Source organism: Pseudomonas pohangensis, from assembly GCF_900105995.1.
GTDB classification, from domain to species: domain Bacteria; phylum Pseudomonadota; class Gammaproteobacteria; order Pseudomonadales; family Pseudomonadaceae; genus Aquipseudomonas; species Aquipseudomonas pohangensis.
The window spans coordinates 2,278,409-2,299,623 of sequence record NZ_LT629785.1; the positions used below are offsets into that span (position 1 = coordinate 2,278,409).

The window sequence follows — 21,215 nt, forward strand, 5'->3', positions numbered from 1 at the left end:
TGAACAAGAGGGCGCTGCATGAGCCTGCCAACCCTGCGCATGATCGGCTTTGTCATCGGGTTGTTCCTGCTGACCGTTGCTGCCAGCATGCTGATTCCGATGATTACCCTGATCCTTCTCGATCACCAGTCGGAGTTGTCTGCCTTTGCCTGGTCCTGCGTGATTACCGCCATCGCCGGTCTGGCCCTGGCTGGCGGTGGCCGCCCCAAGCATGCCAGCCTGCGCCCGCGCGACATGTACATGCTGACCACCGCCAGCTGGATTGCGGTGTGCATCTTTGCTGCCCTGCCGATGGTGCTGGTGCATCACATCAGCTATACCGACGCCTTCTTCGAAACCATGTCCGGGATTACCACCACCGGCTCGACGGTCATCAGCGGCCTCGACCATGCCTCGCCGGGCCTGCTGATCTGGCGCTCCCTGCTGCAATGGCTGGGCGGCATCGGCTTTATCGCCATGGCCGTGGCCATTCTGCCACTGCTGCGGGTCGGCGGCATGCGCCTGTTCCAGACCGAGTCATCGGACTGGAGCGAGAAAGTCATGCCACGCTCGCACATGGCCGCCAAGTACTTTCTGGGCATCTATATCGCCTTCACCCTGCTCGGCTTTGTGGGTTTCTGGCTGGCCGGCATGACGCCGTTCGACGCCATCAATCACTCGATGACCTCGATTGCCACTGGCGGCTACTCGACCTCCGATGCCTCCCTCGGAAACTGGCAACAACCGGCTGTGCACTGGGTTGCCGTGGCCCTGATGATCTGTGGCGGCGTGCCCTTCACCCTGTATGTAGCCACCTTGCGCGGCAACCTCAAAGCCCTGTGGCGCGACCAGCAGGTACGCGGCTTTGTCGGCTTTCTGGTGATCACCTGGCTGACTGTAGGTACCTGGCTCTGGCTCAACTCGGACTACAGCTGGCTGGATGCCTTCCGTATCACCAGCCTCAGCGTGACCTCGATAGTTACCGGTACCGGCTTTGCGGTGACCGATTACAGCCTCTGGGGCGGCTTTGCCATTCTGCTGTTTTTCTACCTGACCTTCGTCGGCGGCTGCTCCGGCTCAACCACCGGTGGCCTGAAAATCTTCCGCTTCCAGGTCGCCTATGTGCTGCTGCGAGCCAACCTGCAACAGCTGGTACACCCGCGCGCGGTGATCAAACAGCAGTACAACAAGCACAACCTGGACGAGGACATTGTCCGCTCGCTGATCACTTTCTCGTTTTTCTTTGCCGTCACCATCGCCGTGCTTGCCCTTGGCCTGTCCCTCACCGGCGTGGACTGGATGACCGCCCTGACCGGCGCCGCCACCGCCGTGTGCAATGTCGGCCCGGGGCTGGGGCCGGTCATCGGTCCGGCCGGAAACTTCTCCACCTTGCCGGATGCGGCGAAGTGGATGCTGACGGTCGGCATGCTGCTGGGCCGCCTGGAGATCCTCACCGTCCTGGTGCTGTTCACCAACACCTTCTGGAAACACTGAGAACGGCAACCGCCTTGCGCTGACCCGGCGTCAATTTATACGCACAAATTCGCCGAACCACCCGCAAACGCCAAAATATCGACCATTCGTCGTACCGTCAGGCAGGACGCTGCCCAGCGCATACACTCCGAGAAGTCAGGATATATTTTGGAGATACAGCCATGTTCACTCGCCGGGCGGTTGACCCCGTAGTCGCAACCCACTACCGCAGCAAGCGCATCAGCACGGTAAATGGACAGTTTTTCTTTTCCACCCGCGAAGGAACCTTCGAAGGGCCCTACTTCACCCAGAGTGATGCCGAACGCGAGATCGCCTGCTACATACGGCGTACCCGGCAAGGTGACGACATCATGCAGCGTTCGCATTAATCGTCATCAGCCCGGCCAAACAGGAAATCGCGCCGAGGCGCGACTTCCTGTTTACTGGCAAGGCAAATCAACTCAATCCTTCTTCCGCGAAAATGCCGCTTCCAGTGCCTCGTTGATGGTGCGCAGCACCTTGACCCGGGCAAAGCGCTTGTCGTTGGCCTCAACCAGCGTCCAGTGCGCTATCTCACTACTGGTCCGATCGACCATGTCACCCACCGCGTCCACGTATTCATCCCATTTGGCCCGGTTACGCCAGTCTTCATCGGTGATCTTGAAGCGTTTGTAGCCAACTTCCTCGCGATCCTTGAAGCGCTGCTCCTGGGTATCACGGTCAATTGCCAGCCAGAACTTGACCAGCACTACACCATGACTGGTCAGACTTTCCTCGAAGTCGCTGATCTCGCTATAGGCCCTTAACCAGTCTGCCTGTGAACAAAAACCCTCGACCCGCTCCACCAGAACCCGGCCATACCAGGTGCGATCGAAGATGGTCATTTTTCCATGGGCCGGCACGTGCCGCCAGAAACGCCACAGATAGGGCTGGGCAAGCTCTTCCTGGGTCGGCGCCCCCACCTGCACTACCCGGTAGGAACGCGGGTCGATTGCTTCCGTCACCCGCCGGATCGCACCGCCCTTGCCCGCCGCATCGTTACCCTCGAATGCCACCAGTAATGAGTGACGCCGCATGCGCTTGTCACTCATCAGACCTGCCAGCCTTGCCTGCTCGCTGGCCAGCTCGGTTTTGTAGTCTTCCTTGCTCAGGCTCTGGCTCATGTCCAGCGCATCGAGCAAACCACGGTTATCCAGACTCGAAATCAACGGTGCTGCATGCGGCTGGGTTTTCGGCCGGGCTTCGGCTTTCAGTGCTGCCTGCATCCCCTCCAGCAAAGTGCGCGCTACCGTCAGGTTGCGATAATTGGCATCAGACCCTTCCACCACATACCAGGGCGCATAATCCCGGCTGGTACGGCGCAGCACCCGCTCGCCAAAGCGCACGAACTTGTCGTAAACCTTGGCCTGCTGCCACTCGAAAGGGCTGACCTGCCAGCTGCGCAGCGGGTCGGACTTGAGCAGGTCAATGCGCTTGTGCATCTGTTTCTTGGACAGGTGAAACCAGAATTTGAAGATCAGCGTGCCTTCATCACAGAGCATGCGTTCAAGGCGCTCGGCGGCCTCCGCCGCCTGATCGAAAGTTGCCGTATTGATCCTGCCCTGCACCCGGGCATTGAGCATCTGGCTGTACCAGTTGCCGAAGAAGATACCGGTCTGGCCCTTGGGCGGCAGACGCCGCCAGTAACGCCATTCCGGCGGGCGCACCAGCTCCTCGTCGGTTTGCAGGGCAAAACTTTCCACGCGGATCAGCCGCGGGTCCATCCAGGTATTTAGCAGTTTGACTGTTTCGCCCTTGCCGGCGCCCTCGATGCCATTGATCAGGATCAGCACCGGGAAACGTGCTTGTCGCTGTAATTCGAACTGTGCCTCAAGCAGGGACTCCCTCAATGCCGGGGCCATTTCATCAAAGGTTGCATCATCAATTTTGTGCCCCAACTCGGCCGACTCGAACATAATCAATCCTCAAAATGGAAGCTTAAAGACTAGCCGAGAAAATCAGCCAGAGTCGACAAACTGTACCTGCGTTGACCTCGCGCAATCGTTTAGAATCCGTCGCCTTCCCAGCAGTGACCTTGCCATGTCCGAAGTATCCCACGCCCAGCTCGACTGGGACGATCAGGGCCAGCCGTTGTCGCGCAGCTTTGACGATGTGTATTTTTCACGCGCTTCCGGTCTGGGCGAAACCCGCCATGTGTTTCTCGACAGCAACGACCTGCCCCGGCGCTTTGCCGCGCTGCAGGCAGGCGAGCAACTGTGCATAGGTGAAACCGGCTTTGGCACCGGTTTGAATTTTCTCTGTGCCTGGCAGCTGTTCGAGCAACAGGCCGCGGCGGATACCCGGCTGCACTTTGTCAGCGTGGAAAAGTATCCGCTGCAGCGCGCCGACCTGCACAGGGCGCTGGCCCTGTGGCCGGAACTCGGCGTTCAGGCCGATCAGCTGCTGGAGCAATACGTTGCCATTCATCCGGGCTTTCAGCGCCTGGTGTTTGCCGGCGGCCGTGTGCTGCTGACGCTGCTGATCGGCGATGTGCTGGACAGATTGCCGGAACTCGACGCACGCATCGACGCCTGGTTCCTCGACGGTTTTTCACCGGCGAAGAACCCGCAGATGTGGAGCCCCGGACTGTTTGCCCAGCTGGCGCGCCTGTCGGCACCAAACGCCAGTCTGGCCACCTTTACCAGTGCCGGCTTCGTCCGTCGCGGTCTGGGCGAGGCCGGCTTTGCCGTGCAAAGGATCAAGGGTTATGGGCACAAGCGGGAAATGCTGGCCGGGCACTTTGCCGGTCAAGCCGCGGCAGAAGGCAAGCCCTGGTTCAGGCGCCCCGGCTACAAGCCGCTGCAGCGTACGGCACTGGTGATCGGCGCCGGTCTGGCCGGCTGTGCCAGTGCCGCCAGTCTGGCAGCCCGCGGCTGGCAGGTCACCCTGCTCGAACGCCACGCCGGACTGGCCGCCGAAGCCTCGGGCAACCCGCAGGGCGTGCTCTATCTGAAACTCTCGGCCCACGGCACGGCGCTGTCACAACTGATTCTCGGCGGCTTCGGCTACACCCGCCGGCTGCTGCCGCAACTGCCCGAGGCCAGTGACTGGCAGGCCTGTGGCGTGTTGCAGCTGGGCTTCGATGCGGCCGAGCAGGCCCGCCAGGCCAAACTGGCTGCCGCCTTTGCCGATGATCTGCTGCAAGCCGTCGATCAGCCGCAGGCACAGGCCCTGGCCGGCGTTGCACTGGCGTCAGGCGGGCTGTTCTTTCCCGAAGCCGGCTGGGTCAATCCGCCAGCGCTGTGCCAGCTATTGGCCAGCCATCCGAACATCCGGCTGCTCCCCCGGCGGCAGGCACTTGAACTGCGCAAAACCGGCGATGGCTGGCAGGCTCTGCAAGGCGAGCAGCTGCTGGCCAGCGCAGCCGTGGTGGTGCTGGCCGGCGCCGCCGAGGTCAGCCAATTCCCGTGTACCGCGCACCTGCCACTCAAGCGCATCCGCGGCCAGATCAGCTACCTGCCGGCTACAGCCGCCAGCCAGGCCCTGCAAACCGTGGTCTGCGCCGAAGGCTACGTCGCCCCGGTCCGCCACGGCATGCATACCCTGGGCGCCAGTTTCGACTTCAAGCGCGACGATCTCGACCTGTGCGCCAGCGAACACCAGGGCAACCTGCAACTGCTGGATTCGATTTCCACAGACCTCGCCGGGCAGCTGCAGCGCGCAGAACTCGATCCCGCCACCCTGCAGGGCCGCGCTGCCTTTCGCTGCACCACGCCCGACTACCTGCCGCTGATTGGCCCGCTGGCCGATCACCAGGCATTCCTGCAGCGCTATGCCGCACTGGGAAAAAACGCACGCAAGGAGCTGGACGCCGACTGCCCCTGGCTCGACGGTCTGTACCTGAACTGTGCCCACGGCTCCCGCGGCCTGGTCACCGCCCCGCTGGCGGCGGAACTGCTGGCCGCCTGGCTGGATGACGAACCTCTGCCGCTGCCGCGCAGCGTCGCCGAAGCCTGTCACCCCGGGCGTTTTTCTCTGCGCACGCTGACACGGGGCAGTTAGACTGCCTGCCACTGCCACGATCCCGAGAAACCATGCTGATCCCGCCCGAAATGCTCGAAAGCGACACCCTGACCCGGCTGATCGAGGACTTCGTCACCCGCGAAGGCACCGACAACGGCGACGAAACCCCGCTGGAAACCCGCATCGCCCGGGTCCGCAAAGCGCTGCAGAAGAAACAGGCGGTGATCATCTTTGACCCGGAAAGCCAGCAATGCCAACTGGCCCTGCGCGACCAGGTACCCCGCGAGTGGCTGGAAGCACTGGATGACTGATTGCCGACAGGATTTGACTGGCCGGAATCCACCATTCCCGCCAGCCGGATTGACGCCAGACCGCTCAGACAGCCGCGAGAGTTTTTAATCCATGCGCCTCGACAAATACATTGCCCAGACCACCGACCTGTCTCGCGCGCTGGTGAAGCTAGCCTTGCGCAACAAGCGCGTGCAGGTGAATGGCCAACAGGTGAAGGATGCCAGCCTGAACCTGAGCCCGGCCGATACCGTTCAGCTGGACGGTGAAACACTGCGTCCGGCCGGCCCGCGTTACTTCATGCTGCACAAACCCGCAGGCTACCTGTGCGCCACAACCGATAGCCATCACCCCACGGTGCTCGACCTGCTCGACGAACCCAACCTGCACAGCCTGCAGATAGCCGGGCGTCTGGATCTTGATACCACCGGGCTGGTGTTGATTACCGATGATGGCCAGTGGAACCATCGCGTGACCTCGCCACGGCGAGAGTGCCAAAAAACCTATCACGTCAAACTGGCGACCGATCTGATCTGCGATGCCGAAGAAAAATTGCAGTCCGGCATCCAGCTGCACAGCGAAAAGCAGCTGACCAGGCCCGCCCGGCTCGAGCGCCTGGGCAGCAACGAAGTCAGGCTGACCATCAGCGAGGGCAAATATCATCAGGTGAAACGGATGTTTGCCGCCCTGGATAATCGCGTTATCGAACTGCACCGCGAGCGTATCGGCGGGATAACCCTGGACGATGCACTGCAAGCGGGTGACTACCGTCCGCTGAGCGAAACAGAAATAAACAGTATCGAGTAACCCCGCAAGCACCCGCCAGACAGGCCAGCCGGGCAAGGTGCCCAGGAACCGCCTGCGGCCGCTGCGGTGTTGTTCCCGGGGCCGCGCAGGCGACGCCTAGCCGCGCAGGCTGCCCTCGCGTTCCCAGCTGCAGCGCAGCAGCAGTTCGCCTTCATTGGGGCTGTGGAAGCCCTGTTCCGATTCCCAGCGGAAGGTGTGCATGCCGTTGAGTTCGGTTTCCAGATGGACCACTGCGCTGCCCCAGTACAGGCGCTTGAGCAGGGCTTCGAACTCCTGCACCCAGAGCTTCCACTCGTATTCGATGGCCTGGTAACTGGCGCCGAAATGGATCACCTGGGTCTGGTACAGGCCCAGACCCTGCTGCTCACAGCAGGAAAACATGTCGCGACCGATAAACGGCCAGTCGCCACCGGCCGGCAGGTTCTGCAGCACCTGACGATTGGTATCGCGGCGCTGGCGGCGGAACTCGGGGTTGTCCGTCGGCCAGTCGCGGATACACCCGTAGACAATGGACTCTATCTCCACACCGGCACTCCTGTTGGTCAGCAGGCATTCTACAGAGTGTCAGCACGCAATAGCGTGTGCCAATCGAACTCAGTCGAGCATGGACACATGCCGCGGGTGAGCGGCGACCCGCGCCAGCCAGGCATTGATCGCCGGATAGCCGGACAGATCGAAACCGCCTTCATGGGCCACATGGGTGTAGGCATAGAGGCTGACATCGGCAATGGTGTATTGCTCACCGACCAGATACGGCGTGCGCTGCAGCTGCTGTTCCATCACATCCAGCGCCTTGTAGCCGCCTCTGTGACAGTTGTCATACTCGGCCCGGCGCGCCTCGGGCAAGCCCTGATAGAGCTGGATGAAGCGGGCCACGGCGATATACGGCTCATGGCTGTACTGCTCGAAGAACTGCCATTGCAGCACCTGGGTCGCCAGACGCGGCTCGCTGCAGAGGAAGGTGCTGCCCTGGGCGAGAAAATTGAGAATCGCATTGGACTCCCACAGGCAGGTGCCGTCTTCCAGCTCCAGCACCGGAATCTTGCCGTTGGGATTTTTAGCGAGGAATTCGGGCGTCTGGGTTTCACCCTTGAGTACATCGACGGCAATCCACTCATAAGGTTGCCCAAGCAGGTTGAGCATCAGCTTGAGTTTGTAGCAATTGCCGGAACGATAATCACCGTAGACCTTGAACATGCTTGCCTCCTCCCCTGATTAGCCGGCAACGGCCGCCACGGCCTGTTCGGCAAGTTGCACCTGCTGGGCCTGGCGGATCACCCGGGTCAGGCGTTGCAGACCCTCGCCCAGCCGCTCGGGAGCGACATGGCTGAAGTTCAGCCGCAGATAGCCATGATTCTGCTCCGGATCGACAAAAAACGGCTCGCCGGGCATGAATGCCACATTCTCGGCCAGCGCCGGCTGCAGCAGGGTACGGGTATCCAGCGGCTGCTTGAGCTTGAGCCAGAAGAACAGCCCGCCCTGGGGAACCTGCCAGTCGGCCAGCTCGGCAAAATGCTCGAGCAGAGCGCTCTGCATGGCATCGCGGCGCACCCGGTAGAAATCGCGCAGCTCGGCCAGATGCTCGCGGTATTGCTGCGTACCCAGCCATTGCAGGGCCTGCCACTGGCCGATGCGGTTGGTGTGCAGGTCGGCGGCCTGCTTGAGGCGCAGCAGCAGGGGGAACAGATCCGGCGTGGCAATCAGGAAGCCGACGCGCAAACCCGGCAGCAGGGTCTTGGATACGGTGCCGGTGTAAATCCAGCTGGCCTTGCGCAGACGACTGACGATCGGCGTAGCGCTGCCGCCATCGAACACCAGTTCACGGTAGGGCTCATCCTCGATCAGCGGCACGCCGAACTCGTCAAACAGGGCGGCCACCGCATCGCGCCGGGCTTCGCTGTAGCGCACCGCAGACGGATTCTGGAAAGTCGGAATCAGATAGCCGAAAGCCGGTTTCTGCGCCAGCTGCTCGCGCAGGGCATCGAGCTGCGGACCATCGGCCTCCTGCGGCACGGCCAGGCAATCGGCGCCGAACAGCTGGAATGGCTGCAAGGCGGCCAGGTAGGTCGGCGCTTCCACCAGAACCTTGGTACCCGGATCGATAAACAGCTTGGCCGCCAGATCGAGTGTCTGTTGCGAGCCGCTGACAATCAGCACCTGGCTGGCCTCGCAGGGCACGCCAATGGCGCGCGCCTCACGGGCAATGGCTTCACGCAGCTCCGGTTCGCCTTCGCTCATGCCGTACTGGCCCATGCTCACTGGCATGGCCTGCCACTCGACCTGCGGCAGCATGGCTTGCGCCGGCAAGCCGCCGGCAAACGACATCACTTCCGGGCGCTGCGCGGCAGCCAGAATTTCGCGGATCAGGGAGCTTTTCAGGCGGGTTATGCGTTCAGAGAAGGCCATGCGCTGTCACCGGATGCAGAGGCAGGAAAATTAAGTCAAACTGATTGACTGAAATTACGCCGACTTGCACGGATACGTCAACATGATTGACCTGAAAAAACCGACCGCTCAGCAGACCGCCATGGCGGCTTTCTTCTTTGCCTATCAGGCTTTCACCGCCAAGCCCGACGAGATTCTCGCGCGCCGTGGGCTGTCGCGGGTGCACCACCGCATCCTGTTCTTCATTGCGCAGAACCCCGGCCTCAGCGTCAGTGAACTGCTCGCCTACCTTGAAGTAAGCAAGCAGGCGCTGAATATTCCGTTGCGCCAGTTGCTGGAAATGCATCTGGTACACAGCGCCACGGCGCTCAACGACAAACGCAAGCGCGAACTGGGCCTGACTGCGGAAGGCGCGAAACTCGAGCAGGCACTGCGCAAGGAACAGACGCGCCTGCTGCAACGGGCACTGGACAGCGCCGGCAGTGAAGCCATGGCCGGCTGGCTGGCGTTCAATCAGGCCCTGGCGCAGCGCCCGGAGCATTGAGCCGCTGCTCCGCCGCCCCGCGCCAGAACACCAGCAGCATTGCCAGCGAACTGCCCAGCAGCGGCACGATCGCCAGCAGCACCAGCACCACGCTGGCCATCAGCAAACCCCCGGCGATATTCAGCCAGGCCAGCAGGCGCAGCGCCGGATAGACATTTTCCACCCGCAACAGACGCAGCCCGAACCACAGCGTTGCCAGGCCATAAGCCGCCATCAGCGCCAGATAGCTGATGCCCTGCGGATTGAAGCTGCTGAACATGGCGGCGCCGTAGAGAAAATCCAGCAACTCCAGCAACAGCCCGCCAAGCACCATCAGCCACACCGGCCAGGCTAGGCCCCTGGCGGCAAAACGCGCCTCGACAAAGCCCTTGAGACACAGCAGCAGATAATTGCCCAGCAGCATCAGCGCCAACCCCAGCCAGTCGGCCAGACGCCTGCCCTCTTCCGCCAGCGCCTGTTCACCCAGCGCCAGCAACAACAGCACCAGCGAAGCGAATACCGAGAGCAGCGACAACCAGCCGAGCAGGCGCAGGTGCCCGGCACGCCAGTCCGGCAAACAGGGTGCCGGCAGGCTTTCCACCACACTGGCTTGTGGGGCTGCGTAGGGGTTTTCATCCACTGGAAACTGCTCCGTCAATAACTCCGGACTGTAACGAACATAGCAGCAGAGTCGCCGGGGTCACTCTTTGACTGACAATTCCTGCTTATGCAAGCGGTTGATCATCCAGCCAAAGGCAGCAGCGGTAAAGAACGCCAGAATGCCGTAGATCGCCGCAGGAATAGCCATGGTCGGGCTGTTCAAGAGGGCCGGGCTGAGTGCCAAAGCAATTGCCAGCGTACCGTTGTGGATGCCGATCTCCATGCCGATGGCAATCGACTGGCGCAGGTTCAGCTTCATCAGGCGAGGCACCCAGTAGCCCACCGCCATGCTGGCCAGATTGAACAGCAGCGCCAGCAGGCCGATTTCGACAAAGTGATCAAGCGCTCCCAGGCTGTCATTGGCGAAGGCCAGCACGATAATCAGGGCCAGGAACAGACCGGAAAGCAAGCGCACCGGCTTGTCCATTTTTGCCGCAAATGCCGGCTGGAAGCGTCGAATCAACATGCCGATGGCCACCGGCCCGAGCACGATGACGAACACCTGCAATACCTTGCCGAACTGCAGCGGGATGGCCTGATCGGCATCCATGAAGTACAGCAGCGACAGATTGACGATCAGCGGCATGCTCAGAATCGCCACCATCGAACTGACTGCCGTCAGGCTGATGTTCAACGCCACATCACCGTGCGCCAGATGGCTGAACAGGTTGGCACTGGTGCCACCCGGCGAGGCGGCCAGCAGCATGAAACCGACTGCCAGCGCCGGTGCCAGGCCCGCCAGCTTGAGCATCACGAAGCACAGCAGTGGCAGGATCAGCACCTGGCAACACAGGCCGATCAGTACCGGCCGCGGGTATCTGGCGACGCGGGTAAAGTCGGCCAGGGTCAGCGACAGACCAAGGCCGAGCATGATCACGCCCAGCGCGCCGGGCAGGAAGAGCGTCAGTAACGGGTCATGCATGATCGGCGTCTACTCGCAGCGGAAGATGGCCGGCGCACAGGCGCCGGCGTTCCGTTGAGGGTAGTCGCGTATTCAGAGGGTCGCGCCACCATCAACCGGCAGCGCCACGCCGGTAACGAAAGCCGCGGCATCACTGCACAGATAGAGCACCGCAGCGGCTACCTCTTCGGCCTTGCCGATGCGTCCGACCGGGTGCATCGCTGCCGCGAAGTCGGCCTTTTTCGGGTCAGCCTCATGGGCACGGCGGAACATCTCGGTATCGATCACACCCGGGCATACGGCGTTGATGCGAATATTCTTCCTGGCATATTCCACCGCTGCCGAACGGGTCAGCCCGAGCACCGCGTGTTTCGAAGCACAGTAGATACTCATTTTCGGCGCCGCCATCAGACCGGCCACCGATGCCGTGTTGACGATCGCCCCACCACCCTGCTTGAGCATCACCGGTAACTGGTGCTTCATGCACAGCCACACGCCCTTGACGTTGACGCCCATGATGGCATCGAACTCGGCCTCGTCGCCTTCGGCCAGACGGCCTTTCTCGATTTCGATACCGGCATTGTTGAAGGCGTAATCCAGACGGCCGTAAAGCTCGAGCACCCGGGCAATCAGCGCGGCCACTTCGGCATCACGGGTCACATCGCAACCCACGAAGTGCGCAACGCCGCCGGCGCCCTGGATCAGCGCAACGGTCTGTGCACCGCCATTCTCGTCGACATCCGACACCACCACCGCGAGGCCTTTGGCGGCAAACGCCAGCGCCGTGGCGCGGCCAATACCGGCGGCAGCGCCGGTAACCAATGCAACCTGTCCTGTATGCGAAACTGTCATGCAAACTCTCCCTGGAATTTGCCGCAGTCTATCCAGAACATTCCGGGGCGATCCGTATTATCTATTTCTCGCTTGGGTGACTATCGACAGCGCTGATAATGCCGGTCGCTCAGCCCAGACTGGCCACAATCGCTGCCACTGCCGCCGCCGGGTTGTCTGCCTGACTGACCGGCCGGCCGATCACCAGATAATCGGAACCGGCAGCCAGCGCCTGCTCGGGGGTGAGAATGCGCTTCTGGTCGTCTGCGGCTGTGCCGGCCGGACGAATCCCCGGGGTAACCAGCTGCAACCCGGCATGCGCGGTTTTCAGCGCTGTGGCTTCCTGTGCCGAACAGACCAGACCGTCCAGCCCGGCTTGTGCCGCCAGCCCGGCCAGGCGCATGACCTGCTCGGCCGGCGCCACGTCCAGACCGATACCGGCCAGGTCACTCTGCTCCATGCTGGTCAGCACCGTGACGCCAATCAGCAGCGGTCGCGCACTGCTGCTTTTGTCCAGTTCTTCGCGGCAGGCAGTCAGCATGCGCAAACCACCCGAGCAGTGCACATTGACCATCCACACCCCCAGTTCGGCAGCCGCCTTCACCGCCATCGCCGTGGTATTCGGGATGTCGTGGAATTTCAGATCGAGAAACACCTCGAAACCCAGAGCCTGCAAGTCCTCGACCACCGCCGGCCCGCAACGGGTAAACAGCTCCTTGCCGACCTTGACCCGGCACTGCGCCGGGTCGAGTTGCCGCGCCAGGCGCAGCGCCGCATCACGGGAGGGGTAATCGAGGGCAACGATAATCGGGGTCTGGCAGGCCATGGCTGGGTCTCGGGCAACGGGGAAATCGCGCGCATTGTAGCGGAAGCTGCAGCAGCGGTGACGACCGCCCGGGCATTCGTCAGCGGCAGGCGCGACAAGCCTGGCCGGCGAGCGTATGGTTGAATTTCAAGCGGCGGAGGAGTAACCCGTTATGCCCTGGTATGCCTGGCTGATCATCATTCTGGCGCTCGGCTCGATTGTCGGCAGCCTGCTGCTGCTGCGCGACAGCGCCACAAAACTGCCACTGAGCGCCGAACAGCTCAAGCGCATCAAGGAACGCAATATCGAGCAGAACGCCCGTGACGCCAGGGATGACTAGGCAGTGCTCAATGCTTTGCCTGCACATGATATTTGCGCAGCAGGGCGCTCAACTGTTCACTGCCATGCAACTTCAAGCACAGCTGGTGTAGCTGGTCGACGCTGATCGGGCTGCCCGGGCGCGACAGCACCTGGAACCGATAAACCTGGTCCTTGCGCTGTGAAACCAGAAACTGATCCGCCGACTGCGGATTCTGCGCTATGAAGTTATCCAGAAACGACTGGCTGACCACGGCGATATCCGAACGCCCGAACAGCACCCTGAGCAGATTGCTTTCAGGGGAATAGGAAAATTCTGCCTGATAATGCTGGCGCAGCGCGTCGCGATCCGCATTGAAGCCGGTAAAGGCATAGTGGTAGCCGGTATGCAGCGCCAGGCGTTTGCCGCTGAACGTATCGAAATAGTCCTGGTTGCGCCCTGGCTGGTTTTTCGCCACAAAGATATCCGCGTCTTCGATGGGCATGTCCATTGAATTGAGGGCAACGCCCTGCCAGCCCCAGTCCGCAGACTCGAAAAATATCAGGTCATAGCGCCCCGAATTCATGTCCTGATAACGCCGGGCGACCGAAGTCGGCACCAGCACGAAGGTAAATTCCGTCTGCTGCTGGTTGAGCAATGCCAGCAAGTCAATCAGCAGACCTTCCGGATCTTCGCTTTCTGCCTGCATGACGTAGGGCGGGAAATTGTAAGCGCCGACGTTGACCTGGGTTTGCGCAAATACCTGCTGGAGCGGCAGGACCAGCAGGAGCAGCTGCAGGAAAGCAGGGACAAGTGCGCGCATAAAGGACAACCAGAGGTGATTTCGTGCGTTCATTCTAGTGACAAACAAGCTGCACACCTTGATATGGCGCAGGCAAAGCCGTTTAACCTTCCTTGAGCACCAGGGTCAACGCCTGTTCCGCCAGCTGGTCCAGACTCATCGGGCCGTCGGGGCGAAACCAGGTCTCGGTCCAGCTCAGCGCGCCGGTCAGAAAGCGCCGCAGAATGAATGGATCAGTGCTGAAAAATCCCGCATCCCGCGCTTCACCCAGCACGTCCAGCCACAGCTGCTCATAGGTTTCGCGCAGCCCGAGAATGTACTGCTGACCCTCGTCGGACAACGAGCGCCATTCATAGACCAGAATGTTCATCGCCTCGCCGGTACCACCCATGATCGATTGCAACTCGCAGCGGATCAGCGCCAGCACCCGCTCGCGGATGTTACTGGCGTCCGCCAGGGCTGCACGCATCAGCGCGGTGTTATAGATCACGGTTTCCTCCATCACCGAACGGAGGATTTCATCCTTGCTTTTGAAGTGATGAAAAATGCTGCCCGACTGGATGCCGACGGCGCTGGCCAGATCACGCACGGTGGTGCGCTCGAAACCCTTGTTGCGAAACAGGTGGGCGGCAGTTTGCTGCAATTTGCCGCGGGCACTTTCCGGATCGGTGAGCAGGCCCTGACTGACCAGCTGGTCCATGACCTGTTGGGCCTTTTTTTCATCCAGACTCATATTTCCCACCTGTGCCGGCTCTTCGGGCAAGAGCCAATGCCGGCCCGCTGAGCAAAAATAGTAGCGCATATAATACTGAGCAAGCGCTTGGTTTAAAACTTTAGCGCAAAAGTATTGTCGACCAAGCGCTTGCTTGGTAGTGTTAAGCCATCGTAATGACAACGGGCGTCATGAGCATGAGCAAGACACTGCGTATCGGCTGCGCTTCGGCTTTCTGGGGCGACACTTCCACCGCTGCCGCCCAACTGGTCAACGGCGCCGAACTGGACTATCTGGTTTTCGACTATCTGGCCGAAGTGACCATGTCGATCATGGCCGGTGCACGCATGAAGAAGGCGGATGCCGGCTATGCCACCGACTTCGTCGAGGTGCTGACGCCCCTGCTCGGGCAGATCGCGGCAAAAAAAATCCATGTAATCAGCAACGCCGGCGGGGTCAACCCGATCGCCTGCGCCGCAGCACTGCAAGCCGCCTGTGATCAGGCCGGGGTCAAGCTGAAGATTGCCGTGCTGCACGGCGACAACCTGCAACCCAGGCTCGGTGAGTTCGCCAAGGCCGGCACCCGGGAAATGTTCAATGGCAGCGCCCTGCCACCCTTCTGTGTCTCGGTAAACGCCTATCTGGGCGCACCGGGCATTGTTGCTGCACTGGATGCCGGGGCGGATATCGTGATCACCGGCCGGGTAGTCGACAGCGCCGTGGTCAGCGCTGCGCTGGTGCATGAATTCGGCTGGGCCTGGGACGATTACGACCGCCTGGCCCAGGCCGCGCTGGCCGGGCACATCATCGAATGCGGCGCCCAGTGTACCGGCGGCAACTTTACCGACTGGGAGAGCGTGCCGGACTACGAACACATCGGTTTCCCGGTAGTGGAAGTACAGATTGACGGCAGCTTCGTGGTGACCAAACCCGCCGGCAGCGGTGGCCTGGTTACGCCGTTCTCGGTGGGCGAGCAGATGCTCTATGAAATAGGCGACCCACGTGCCTACTACCTGCCGGATGTGGTCTGCGACTTTACCCGGGTCGAACTGACCCAGGTCGGTGAACACCGTGTGCTGCTCAAGGGCGCCCGCGGCCTGCCGCCAACCACGCAGTACAAGGTCAGCGCGACCCACCCGGACGGCTTCCGCTGCTCGGCCAGTTTTTTGCTCGGCGGCATCGATGCGGTGAAGAAAGCCGAACGGGTAAGCCAGGCAATCATCAACAAAACCGAAGAAATTTTTGCCGAACGCGACTGGGGCGCCTACCGCGAGGTGAATATCGAACTGCTCGGCACCGAGGCCACTTACGGCGAGCATGGCCAACGTCGCGACACCCGCGAAGTGATCGTCAAGATCGCCGTGCGCCACAGCAAGAAAGAAGCGCTGATCCTGTTCTCCCGCGAGATTGCCCAGGCCGCCACCGGCATGGCGCCGGGCTTGTCCGGCATCGTCGGCGGCCGGCCAACGGTATATCCGGTGATCCGCCTGTTCTCCTTTCTGGCCGACAAGAGCAGTTGCACCCTGGAAGTCGAACTGCAGGGTGCACGTCTGCCGGTGGCACTGCCGCAGCTGGAAGCTTTCAACCCGTCGGCGATTGCTGCGGACATTCCGCCACCAGCAGCACAGGGCCAGGCAGATGGCAGCGTGCCACTGATCAAGCTGGCGGTGGCGCGCTCCGGCGACAAGGGCAACCACAGCAATATCGGCGTGATGGCCAGAAAGCCCGAGTATCTGGCATGGATCGCGGCTGCCTTGAGCGAGACGGCTGTGGCGCAATGGATGCAACACACGCTGGACGCGCAGACCGGCAAGGTTACCCGCTGGTATCTGCCGGGCAGCCACAGCCTGAACTTCCTGCTGGAAAATTCCCTGGGCGGCGGCGGCGTCGCCAGCCTGCGCATCGACCCGCAAGGCAAGGCGTTTGCCCAGCAGTTATTGGAGTTCCCGGTGCCGGTACCCAGGGCCCTGGCCGAACAGCTTTGATTTGATCGTTCCCACGCTCCGCGTGGGAATGCCGCCAGCGACGCTCCGCGTCGCACAGGACACCAAACGTCCGCGGATTCCGGTTCCCACGCAGAGCGTGGGAACCATCAGATGAGGACCCACCCGACATGAGCTACAACTCGGTATTCAAACCCGGCCTGTTCAGCGGCCAGACCATCATGGTCACCGGCGGCGGCAGTGGCATTGGCCGCTGCGTGGCCCATGAGCTGGCGCATCTGGGTGCCCATGTGGTGCTGGTCGGGCGCAAGCAGGACAAACTGGAAAGCACCTGCGCCGAAATCACCGAAGATGGCGGCAGCGCCAGCTGGCAGACCTGCGACATTCGCGACGAAGACTCGGTCAAAGCGATGATCCAGAACGTGGTGACCGAGCATGGACAGATTCACCATCTGGTCAACAACGCCGGCGGCCAGTTCCCCTCCCCGCTGATCGGCATCAACCAGAAAGGTTTCGAAACCGTAATCCGCACCAATCTGGTCGGCGGTTTTCTGGTAGCCAAGGAAGTGTTCCTGCAGAGCATGAGCAAACACGGTGGCAGCATCGTCAACATGCTCGCCGACATGTGGGGCGGCATGCCCGGCATGGGTCACTCCGGCGCCGCACGGGCCGGCATGGAGAACTTCACCAAGACCGCTGCCTACGAGTGGGGCCACGCCGGTGTGCGGGTGAATGCCGTGGCGCCGGGCTGGATTGCCTCCAGCGGCATGGACACCTATCCCGAGTCGATGAAGAACATGATTCGCTCGTTGAAGAACCACGTGCCTTTGCAGCGCATTGGCAGCGAGTCGGAGGTAGCCAGCGCCATCGTGTTCCTGCTCAGTCCGGGCGCCAACTTCATCAGCGGCAATACCGTGCGCATTGACGGTGCCGCCAGCCAGGGCACCCGCGCCTGGACGCTGGGCAAGACCAGCGTGCCAACCGCACCTTACAACGGCTTTCACCGGGCGTATCTGCCCGATGTATTGAAGGATCAGGAGTAATAACGATGCCGGTTATCCAATCCGAAATCGACGCCAACAGCCCCGAATTCGCGCAGAACAGAGAAGCCATGCTCGCGGCCATCGCCAGTTTTCGCGACGTCGAGCAACTGGTACTGAACAAGGCCAATGAAGCCAAGGCCAAGTTCGACAAGCGCGGGCAACTGCTGCCGCGCGAACGCCTCAACCTGCTGCTCGATCCCGGTGCGCCTTTTCTAGAACTGTCGTCACTGGCCGGCTACAAACTGCACGATGACAAGGACGGCAGCATGGCCGGCGGCGGCATCATCGCCGGTATCGGTTATGTCGAAGGCGTGCGCTGCCTGGTCATTGCCAACAACAGCGCGATCAAGGGTGGCACCATTTCGCCCAGCGGCCTGCGCAAATCCCTGCGCCTGCAACAGATCGCCCGCGAGAACAAGTTGCCGGTGCTGACCCTGGCCGAAAGCGGTGGCGCCAACCTGGCCTACGCCGGGGAAATCTTTGTCGAAGGGGCACGCGCCTTCGCCAACCAGGCACGCCTGTCGGCCATGGGGCTGCCACAGATCACCGTGGTGCATGGTTCGTCCACCGCCGGTGGCGCTTACCAGCCGGGACTGTCGGATTATGTGGTGGTGGTACGCGGCAAGGCCAAGATGTTCCTCGCCGGCCCGCCGCTGCTGAAAGCCGCCACCGGTGAAATCGCCACCGACGAACAACTGGGCGGCGCCGAGATGCACGCGCAGATCGCCGGCACCGCCGAATACCTGGCGGAAAACGATGCCGATGGTGTGCGTATCGCCCGCGAGATTCTCGCGCAACTGCCGTGGAACGCGCAGTTGCCGGTACGCAGCAAGCCCAGCTTCGCCGCCCCGCTGTACCCGGCAGACGATCTGCTCGGGCTGGTACCCAACGATGCCAAGAAGCCCTACGACGTGCGCGAAATCATTGCGCGCATTGCCGACGGCTCGCAGTTTCTCGACTTCAAGAACGAGTTCGACAACCAGACGGTCTGCGGCCACTTGCGCATCGAAGGCAATGCCTGCGGCTTTATCGGCAACAACGGCCCGATCACCCCCCAGGGCGCGGCCAAGGCGGCGCAGTTCATCCAGCTCTGTGAGCAGAGCAATACGCCGATTCTGTTCTTCCACAATACCACCGGCTTTATGGTCGGTACCGAGTCGGAACAGCAGGGGGTGATCAAGCACGGTTCGAAGATGATCCAGGCGGTGGCCAACGCCACGGTGCCCAAGCTGACCATAGTGGTTGGCGGCTCCTACGGCGCCGGCAACTATGCCATGTGCGGCCGTGGCCTCGACCCGCGCTTTATCTTCGCCTGGCCCAACAGCAAAACCTCGGTCATGGGCGGCGCCCAGGCCGGCAAGGTGCTGCGCATCGTCACCGAGGAAAAGCACCTGAAGCTGGGCCAGACCGCCGACCCGAAGATGCTCGACATGCTGGAAACTGTCACCGCGCAGAAGCTCGACAGCCAGTCAACCGCGCTGCACTGCACCGCCAACCTGTGGGACGACGGCCTGATCGATCCGCGCGACACCCGCCCGATTCTGGGCCTGTTGCTCGACCTGTGCGCCGAAGCCGAGGTGCGCCCCCTTAAATCCAACAGCTTTGGCGTAGCCCGCCTGTAAAACCTTAGGAGTTATTCAAATGATCTTTACCCAGGAACACGAAGAACTGCGCCGCACCGTCCGCAACTTTGTCGACAAGGAAATCAACCCGCATGTCGACGAGTGGGAAAAAGCCGGCACCTTCCCGATCCATGAAGTCTTCAAGAAGGCCGGCGATCTGGGCCTGCTCGGCATTTCCAAGCCGGAGAAATTCGGCGGTATGGGTCTGGACTACAGCTACTCGATCGTCGCGGCGGAAGAGTTCGGCACCATCCATTGCGGCGGTGTGCCCATGGCCATCGGCGTGCAGACCGACATGTGCACCCCGGCCATCGCCCGCTTCGGTTCTGATGAGCTGCGTGAAGAGTTTCTGCGTCCGGCGATTGCCGGTGACATGGTCGGCTGTATCGGCGTCTCCGAAGTCGGTGCGGGCTCCGACGTCGCCGGGTTGAAAACCCACGCCAGGAAAGACGGCGACGACTACGTGATCAACGGCAGCAAGATGTGGATCACCAACTCGCCATCGGCCGATTTCATGTGCCTGCTGGCCAATACCAGCGACGACAAGCCGCACGTCAACAAGAGCATGATCGTGGTGCCGATGAACAGCCCCGGCATCACCCTCAGCCCGCACCTGGACAAGCTCGGCATGCGCAGTTCGGAGACCGCCCAGGTGTTTTTCGACAACGTGCGCGTGCCCCAGCGCAACCGCGTCGGCCATGAAGGCGCCGGGTTCATGATGCAGATGCTGCAGTTCCAGGAAGAGCGTCTGTTCGGCGCAGCCAACATCATCAAGGGCCTGGAGTACTGCGTCGACAGTACCATCGAGTACTGCAAGGAGCGTAAAACCTTCGGCAATGCGCTGATCGACAATCAGGTCATCCACTTCCGCCTGGCCGAGCTGCAAACCGAGATCGAAGCCCTGCGCGCGCTGGTCTATCAGGCCGTGGAAATGTACGTAAAGGGCAAGGACGTGACCAAGCTGGCCTCGATGGCCAAGCTCAAGGCCGGCCGCCTCGGTCGCGAAGTCAGCGACAGCTGCCTGCAGTACTGGGGCGGCATGGGTTTCATGTGGGACAACCCGGTGTCGCGTTCCTTCCGCGACGTGCGCCTGGTATCGATTGGCGGCGGTGCCGACGAAATCATGCTCGGCATTATCTGCAAGCTGATGGGCACACTGCCGGGCAAAAAGAAAAGCTGATCGATGGTGCCCACGCTCCGCGTGGGAACCCATGACGGGATGCTCTGCGTCCCACGATCACGACGGTGGGCTGAAGCCCACCCTACGTCAGATGGAATTAAAAGATGTCGCTACCTGACTGCGAAACCTTACTGCTCAAGCCTGAAGCCGGCGTGCTGCACATTACCCTCAATCGCCCGGACTGCCGCAACGCCATGAGCCTGCAAATGGTGCATGAGCTAAGTGCAGTGCTCGACAGCGTGAAAGAGGATCCCGGCGTGCGCGCCCTGGTGTTGCGCGGAGCCGGCGGGCATTTCTGCGCCGGTGGCGACATCAAGGATATGGCCGGCGCGCGCAGTGCCGGGGCAGATGCTTACCGCCAACTCAACCGCGCCTTTGGCGCCATGCTGGAGCAGGCGCAGAACTGCCCGCAGGTGCTGGTCGCTTTACTGGAAGGCGCGGTACTGGGGGGCGGCTTTGGCCTGGCCTGTGTCTCGGACATTGCCATCGCCAGCAGCGAAGCCCGATTCGGCTTGCCGGAAACCACTCTGGGCATTATTCCCGCGCAGATCGCACCGTTCGTGGTCAAGCGCATCGGACTGACCCAGGCCCGGCGGCTGGCGCTGACAGCGGCGCGCTTCAATGGCAGCGAGGCCGAACGCCTCGGACTGGTGCACTTCAGCGAGACCGACAGCGCAGCCATCGAGGCACGGTTGCAGGAAGTACTGGGACAAATTCGCCAGTGCGCGCCGCAAGCCAATGCGCAAACCAAGGCATTGTTGCTGGCCACTGAAACTGAAGCCCTAGGCCCCTTGTTGGATAAAGCCGCTGGGCAATTCGCTGCCGCCGTAACCGGTACCGAAGGCGCGGAAGGCACCATGGCCTTCGTGCAAAAACGCGCACCCAGCTGGGCACAATGATCCTCACAACCTGTAGGAGCGGCCTTGGCCGCGAAGCCATTAACGCTTATCGCGGGCAAGCC

The 21,215-nt window shown here is 61.7% G+C and carries 22 protein-coding genes; 12 read left to right on the plus strand and 10 right to left on the minus strand.

The features are described from left to right. The first annotated feature begins 18 nt into the window (after nt 1–18). Together BLT89_RS10665 and BLT89_RS10670 are read left to right on the plus strand one after the other, a co-directional pair. A complete protein-coding gene (locus tag BLT89_RS10665) occupies nt 19–1,473 on the plus strand; it encodes a TrkH family potassium uptake protein (protein WP_090194877.1) in 1,455 nt (484 codons plus the stop codon). A gap of 161 nt (nt 1,474–1,634) precedes the next feature. Further along, a complete protein-coding gene (locus BLT89_RS10670) occupies nt 1,635–1,841 on the plus strand; it encodes a DUF6316 family protein (protein WP_090194880.1) in 207 nt (68 codons plus the stop codon). 72 nt (nt 1,842–1,913) lie between these two features. On the opposite strand, the gene pap is transcribed toward BLT89_RS10670, so the two are convergent. Continuing rightward, nucleotides 1,914–3,407 (minus strand): polyphosphate:AMP phosphotransferase, encoded by a 1,494-nt coding sequence (pap, locus tag BLT89_RS10675; RefSeq protein WP_090194883.1) that lies wholly within the window; start codon nt 3,405–3,407, stop codon nt 1,914–1,916. A gap of 124 nt (nt 3,408–3,531) precedes the next feature. Here pap and mnmC point away from each other — a divergent pair, with 124 nt between their 5' ends. From mnmC to rsuA, 3 genes are all read left to right on the plus strand, one after another. Next, entirely contained in the window at nt 3,532–5,493 is a 1,962-nt protein-coding gene (gene mnmC / locus BLT89_RS10680) for a bifunctional tRNA (5-methylaminomethyl-2-thiouridine)(34)-methyltransferase MnmD/FAD-dependent 5-carboxymethylaminomethyl-2-thiouridine(34) oxidoreductase MnmC (protein ID WP_090194885.1), read from the plus strand. A gap of 32 nt (nt 5,494–5,525) precedes the next feature. Beyond that, entirely contained in the window at nt 5,526–5,765 is a 240-nt protein-coding gene (locus BLT89_RS10685; RefSeq protein ID WP_090194888.1) for a YheU family protein, read from the plus strand. Nucleotides 5,766–5,856: 91 nt separating this feature from the next. Continuing rightward, a complete protein-coding gene (gene rsuA, locus BLT89_RS10690; RefSeq protein WP_090194891.1) occupies nt 5,857–6,549 on the plus strand; it encodes a 16S rRNA pseudouridine(516) synthase RsuA in 693 nt (230 codons plus the stop codon). Nucleotides 6,550–6,645: 96 nt separating this feature from the next. Here rsuA and BLT89_RS10695 read toward each other — a convergent pair whose 3' ends face one another. From BLT89_RS10695 to BLT89_RS10705, 3 genes are all read right to left on the minus strand, one after another. Further along, nucleotides 6,646–7,074, minus strand: coding sequence for a hypothetical protein (locus tag BLT89_RS10695; RefSeq protein ID WP_090194894.1), 429 nt, complete (start codon nt 7,072–7,074; stop codon nt 6,646–6,648). A gap of 69 nt (nt 7,075–7,143) precedes the next feature. After that, nucleotides 7,144–7,746, minus strand: coding sequence for a glutathione S-transferase family protein (locus BLT89_RS10700; protein WP_090194896.1), 603 nt, complete (start codon nt 7,744–7,746; stop codon nt 7,144–7,146). Between the two features lie 18 nt (nt 7,747–7,764). Next, a complete protein-coding gene (locus tag BLT89_RS10705) occupies nt 7,765–8,955 on the minus strand; it encodes an aminotransferase-like domain-containing protein (RefSeq protein WP_090194899.1) in 1,191 nt (396 codons plus the stop codon). An 82-nt stretch (nt 8,956–9,037) separates the two neighbouring features. Here BLT89_RS10705 and BLT89_RS10710 point away from each other — a divergent pair, with 82 nt between their 5' ends. Next, complete coding sequence (locus tag BLT89_RS10710) at nt 9,038–9,478, plus strand: MarR family transcriptional regulator (RefSeq protein WP_090194904.1); 441 nt, start codon at nt 9,038–9,040, stop codon at nt 9,476–9,478. Here the strand turns inward: BLT89_RS10710 and BLT89_RS10715 are convergent. From BLT89_RS10715 to pyrF, 4 genes are all read right to left on the minus strand, one after another. Further along, on the minus strand, nt 9,444–10,097 hold the full coding sequence (locus BLT89_RS10715) for a hypothetical protein (protein ID WP_090194907.1): 654 nt from the start codon (nt 10,095–10,097) through the stop codon (nt 9,444–9,446). The two genes, BLT89_RS10710 and BLT89_RS10715, sit on opposite strands and share 35 nt — an antisense overlap. 60 nt (nt 10,098–10,157) lie before the next feature. Next, a complete protein-coding gene (locus BLT89_RS10720) occupies nt 10,158–11,042 on the minus strand; it encodes a bile acid:sodium symporter family protein (RefSeq protein WP_090194910.1) in 885 nt (294 codons plus the stop codon). A 69-nt stretch (nt 11,043–11,111) separates the two neighbouring features. Continuing rightward, a complete protein-coding gene (locus BLT89_RS10725; RefSeq protein WP_090194913.1) occupies nt 11,112–11,870 on the minus strand; it encodes an SDR family oxidoreductase in 759 nt (252 codons plus the stop codon). 109 nt (nt 11,871–11,979) lie between these two features. After that, complete coding sequence (gene pyrF, locus BLT89_RS10730; protein ID WP_090194916.1) at nt 11,980–12,675, minus strand: orotidine-5'-phosphate decarboxylase; 696 nt, start codon at nt 12,673–12,675, stop codon at nt 11,980–11,982. Between the two features lie 151 nt (nt 12,676–12,826). Between pyrF and BLT89_RS10735 the strand changes: the two genes are divergently transcribed. Beyond that, a complete protein-coding gene (locus BLT89_RS10735; RefSeq protein WP_090194922.1) occupies nt 12,827–12,994 on the plus strand; it encodes a DUF2897 family protein in 168 nt (55 codons plus the stop codon). Between the two features lie 7 nt (nt 12,995–13,001). Here BLT89_RS10735 and BLT89_RS10740 read toward each other — a convergent pair whose 3' ends face one another. Both BLT89_RS10740 and BLT89_RS10745 read right to left on the minus strand, forming a co-directional pair. Then, on the minus strand, nt 13,002–13,775 hold the full coding sequence (locus tag BLT89_RS10740) for a transporter substrate-binding domain-containing protein (protein WP_157718854.1): 774 nt from the start codon (nt 13,773–13,775) through the stop codon (nt 13,002–13,004). 82 nt (nt 13,776–13,857) lie between these two features. Beyond that, on the minus strand, nt 13,858–14,481 hold the full coding sequence (locus BLT89_RS10745) for a TetR/AcrR family transcriptional regulator (protein WP_197673561.1): 624 nt from the start codon (nt 14,479–14,481) through the stop codon (nt 13,858–13,860). Between the two features lie 182 nt (nt 14,482–14,663). On the opposite strand from BLT89_RS10745, the gene BLT89_RS10750 reads away from it, so the two are divergent. The 5 genes from BLT89_RS10750 to BLT89_RS10770 all read left to right on the plus strand — a co-directional run bounded on the left by BLT89_RS10750 (nt 14,664) and on the right by BLT89_RS10770 (nt 21,153). After that, the gene (locus BLT89_RS10750; RefSeq protein ID WP_090194928.1) at nt 14,664–16,451 is read left to right on the plus strand and encodes an acyclic terpene utilization AtuA family protein; all 1,788 of its coding nucleotides are present in this window, start codon (nt 14,664–14,666) and stop codon (nt 16,449–16,451) included. A 128-nt stretch (nt 16,452–16,579) separates the two neighbouring features. Then, nucleotides 16,580–17,452 (plus strand): SDR family oxidoreductase, encoded by an 873-nt coding sequence (locus BLT89_RS10755; RefSeq protein WP_090194932.1) that lies wholly within the window; start codon nt 16,580–16,582, stop codon nt 17,450–17,452. 5 nt (nt 17,453–17,457) lie between these two features. Then, complete coding sequence (gene atuC / locus BLT89_RS10760; RefSeq protein WP_090194935.1) at nt 17,458–19,074, plus strand: geranyl-CoA carboxylase subunit beta; 1,617 nt, start codon at nt 17,458–17,460, stop codon at nt 19,072–19,074. 19 nt (nt 19,075–19,093) lie between these two features. Continuing rightward, entirely contained in the window at nt 19,094–20,254 is a 1,161-nt protein-coding gene (gene atuD / locus BLT89_RS10765) for a citronellyl-CoA dehydrogenase (RefSeq protein WP_090194936.1), read from the plus strand. Nucleotides 20,255–20,358: 104 nt separating this feature from the next. Then, nucleotides 20,359–21,153 (plus strand): enoyl-CoA hydratase/isomerase family protein, encoded by a 795-nt coding sequence (locus tag BLT89_RS10770; protein ID WP_090194939.1) that lies wholly within the window; start codon nt 20,359–20,361, stop codon nt 21,151–21,153. Nucleotides 21,154–21,215 lie beyond the last annotated feature (62 nt).

Coding starts and splice junctions, on each gene's coding strand:
- BLT89_RS10735 (WP_090194922.1), top strand. CDS start 12,827: ATGCCCTGGTATGCCTGGCTGATCATCATTCTGGCGCTCGGCTCGATT.
- BLT89_RS10670 (WP_090194880.1), top strand. CDS start 1,635: ATGTTCACTCGCCGGGCGGTTGACCCCGTAGTCGCAACCCACTACCGC.
- BLT89_RS10725 (WP_090194913.1), bottom strand. CDS start 11,870: ATGACAGTTTCGCATACAGGACAGGTTGCATTGGTTACCGGCGCTGCC.
- pap (WP_090194883.1), bottom strand. CDS start 3,407: ATGTTCGAGTCGGCCGAGTTGGGGCACAAAATTGATGATGCAACCTTT.
- atuD (WP_090194936.1), top strand. CDS start 19,094: ATGATCTTTACCCAGGAACACGAAGAACTGCGCCGCACCGTCCGCAAC.
- BLT89_RS10700 (WP_090194896.1), bottom strand. CDS start 7,746: ATGTTCAAGGTCTACGGTGATTATCGTTCCGGCAATTGCTACAAACTC.
- BLT89_RS10740 (WP_157718854.1), bottom strand. CDS start 13,775: ATGCGCGCACTTGTCCCTGCTTTCCTGCAGCTGCTCCTGCTGGTCCTG.
- BLT89_RS10665 (WP_090194877.1), top strand. CDS start 19: ATGAGCCTGCCAACCCTGCGCATGATCGGCTTTGTCATCGGGTTGTTC.
- BLT89_RS10755 (WP_090194932.1), top strand. CDS start 16,580: ATGAGCTACAACTCGGTATTCAAACCCGGCCTGTTCAGCGGCCAGACC.
- BLT89_RS10705 (WP_090194899.1), bottom strand. CDS start 8,955: ATGGCCTTCTCTGAACGCATAACCCGCCTGAAAAGCTCCCTGATCCGC.
- BLT89_RS10710 (WP_090194904.1), top strand. CDS start 9,038: ATGATTGACCTGAAAAAACCGACCGCTCAGCAGACCGCCATGGCGGCT.
- BLT89_RS10685 (WP_090194888.1), top strand. CDS start 5,526: ATGCTGATCCCGCCCGAAATGCTCGAAAGCGACACCCTGACCCGGCTG.
- pyrF (WP_090194916.1), bottom strand. CDS start 12,675: ATGGCCTGCCAGACCCCGATTATCGTTGCCCTCGATTACCCCTCCCGT.
- rsuA (WP_090194891.1), top strand. CDS start 5,857: ATGCGCCTCGACAAATACATTGCCCAGACCACCGACCTGTCTCGCGCG.
- mnmC (WP_090194885.1), top strand. CDS start 3,532: ATGTCCGAAGTATCCCACGCCCAGCTCGACTGGGACGATCAGGGCCAG.
- BLT89_RS10750 (WP_090194928.1), top strand. CDS start 14,664: ATGAGCAAGACACTGCGTATCGGCTGCGCTTCGGCTTTCTGGGGCGAC.
- BLT89_RS10770 (WP_090194939.1), top strand. CDS start 20,359: ATGTCGCTACCTGACTGCGAAACCTTACTGCTCAAGCCTGAAGCCGGC.
- atuC (WP_090194935.1), top strand. CDS start 17,458: ATGCCGGTTATCCAATCCGAAATCGACGCCAACAGCCCCGAATTCGCG.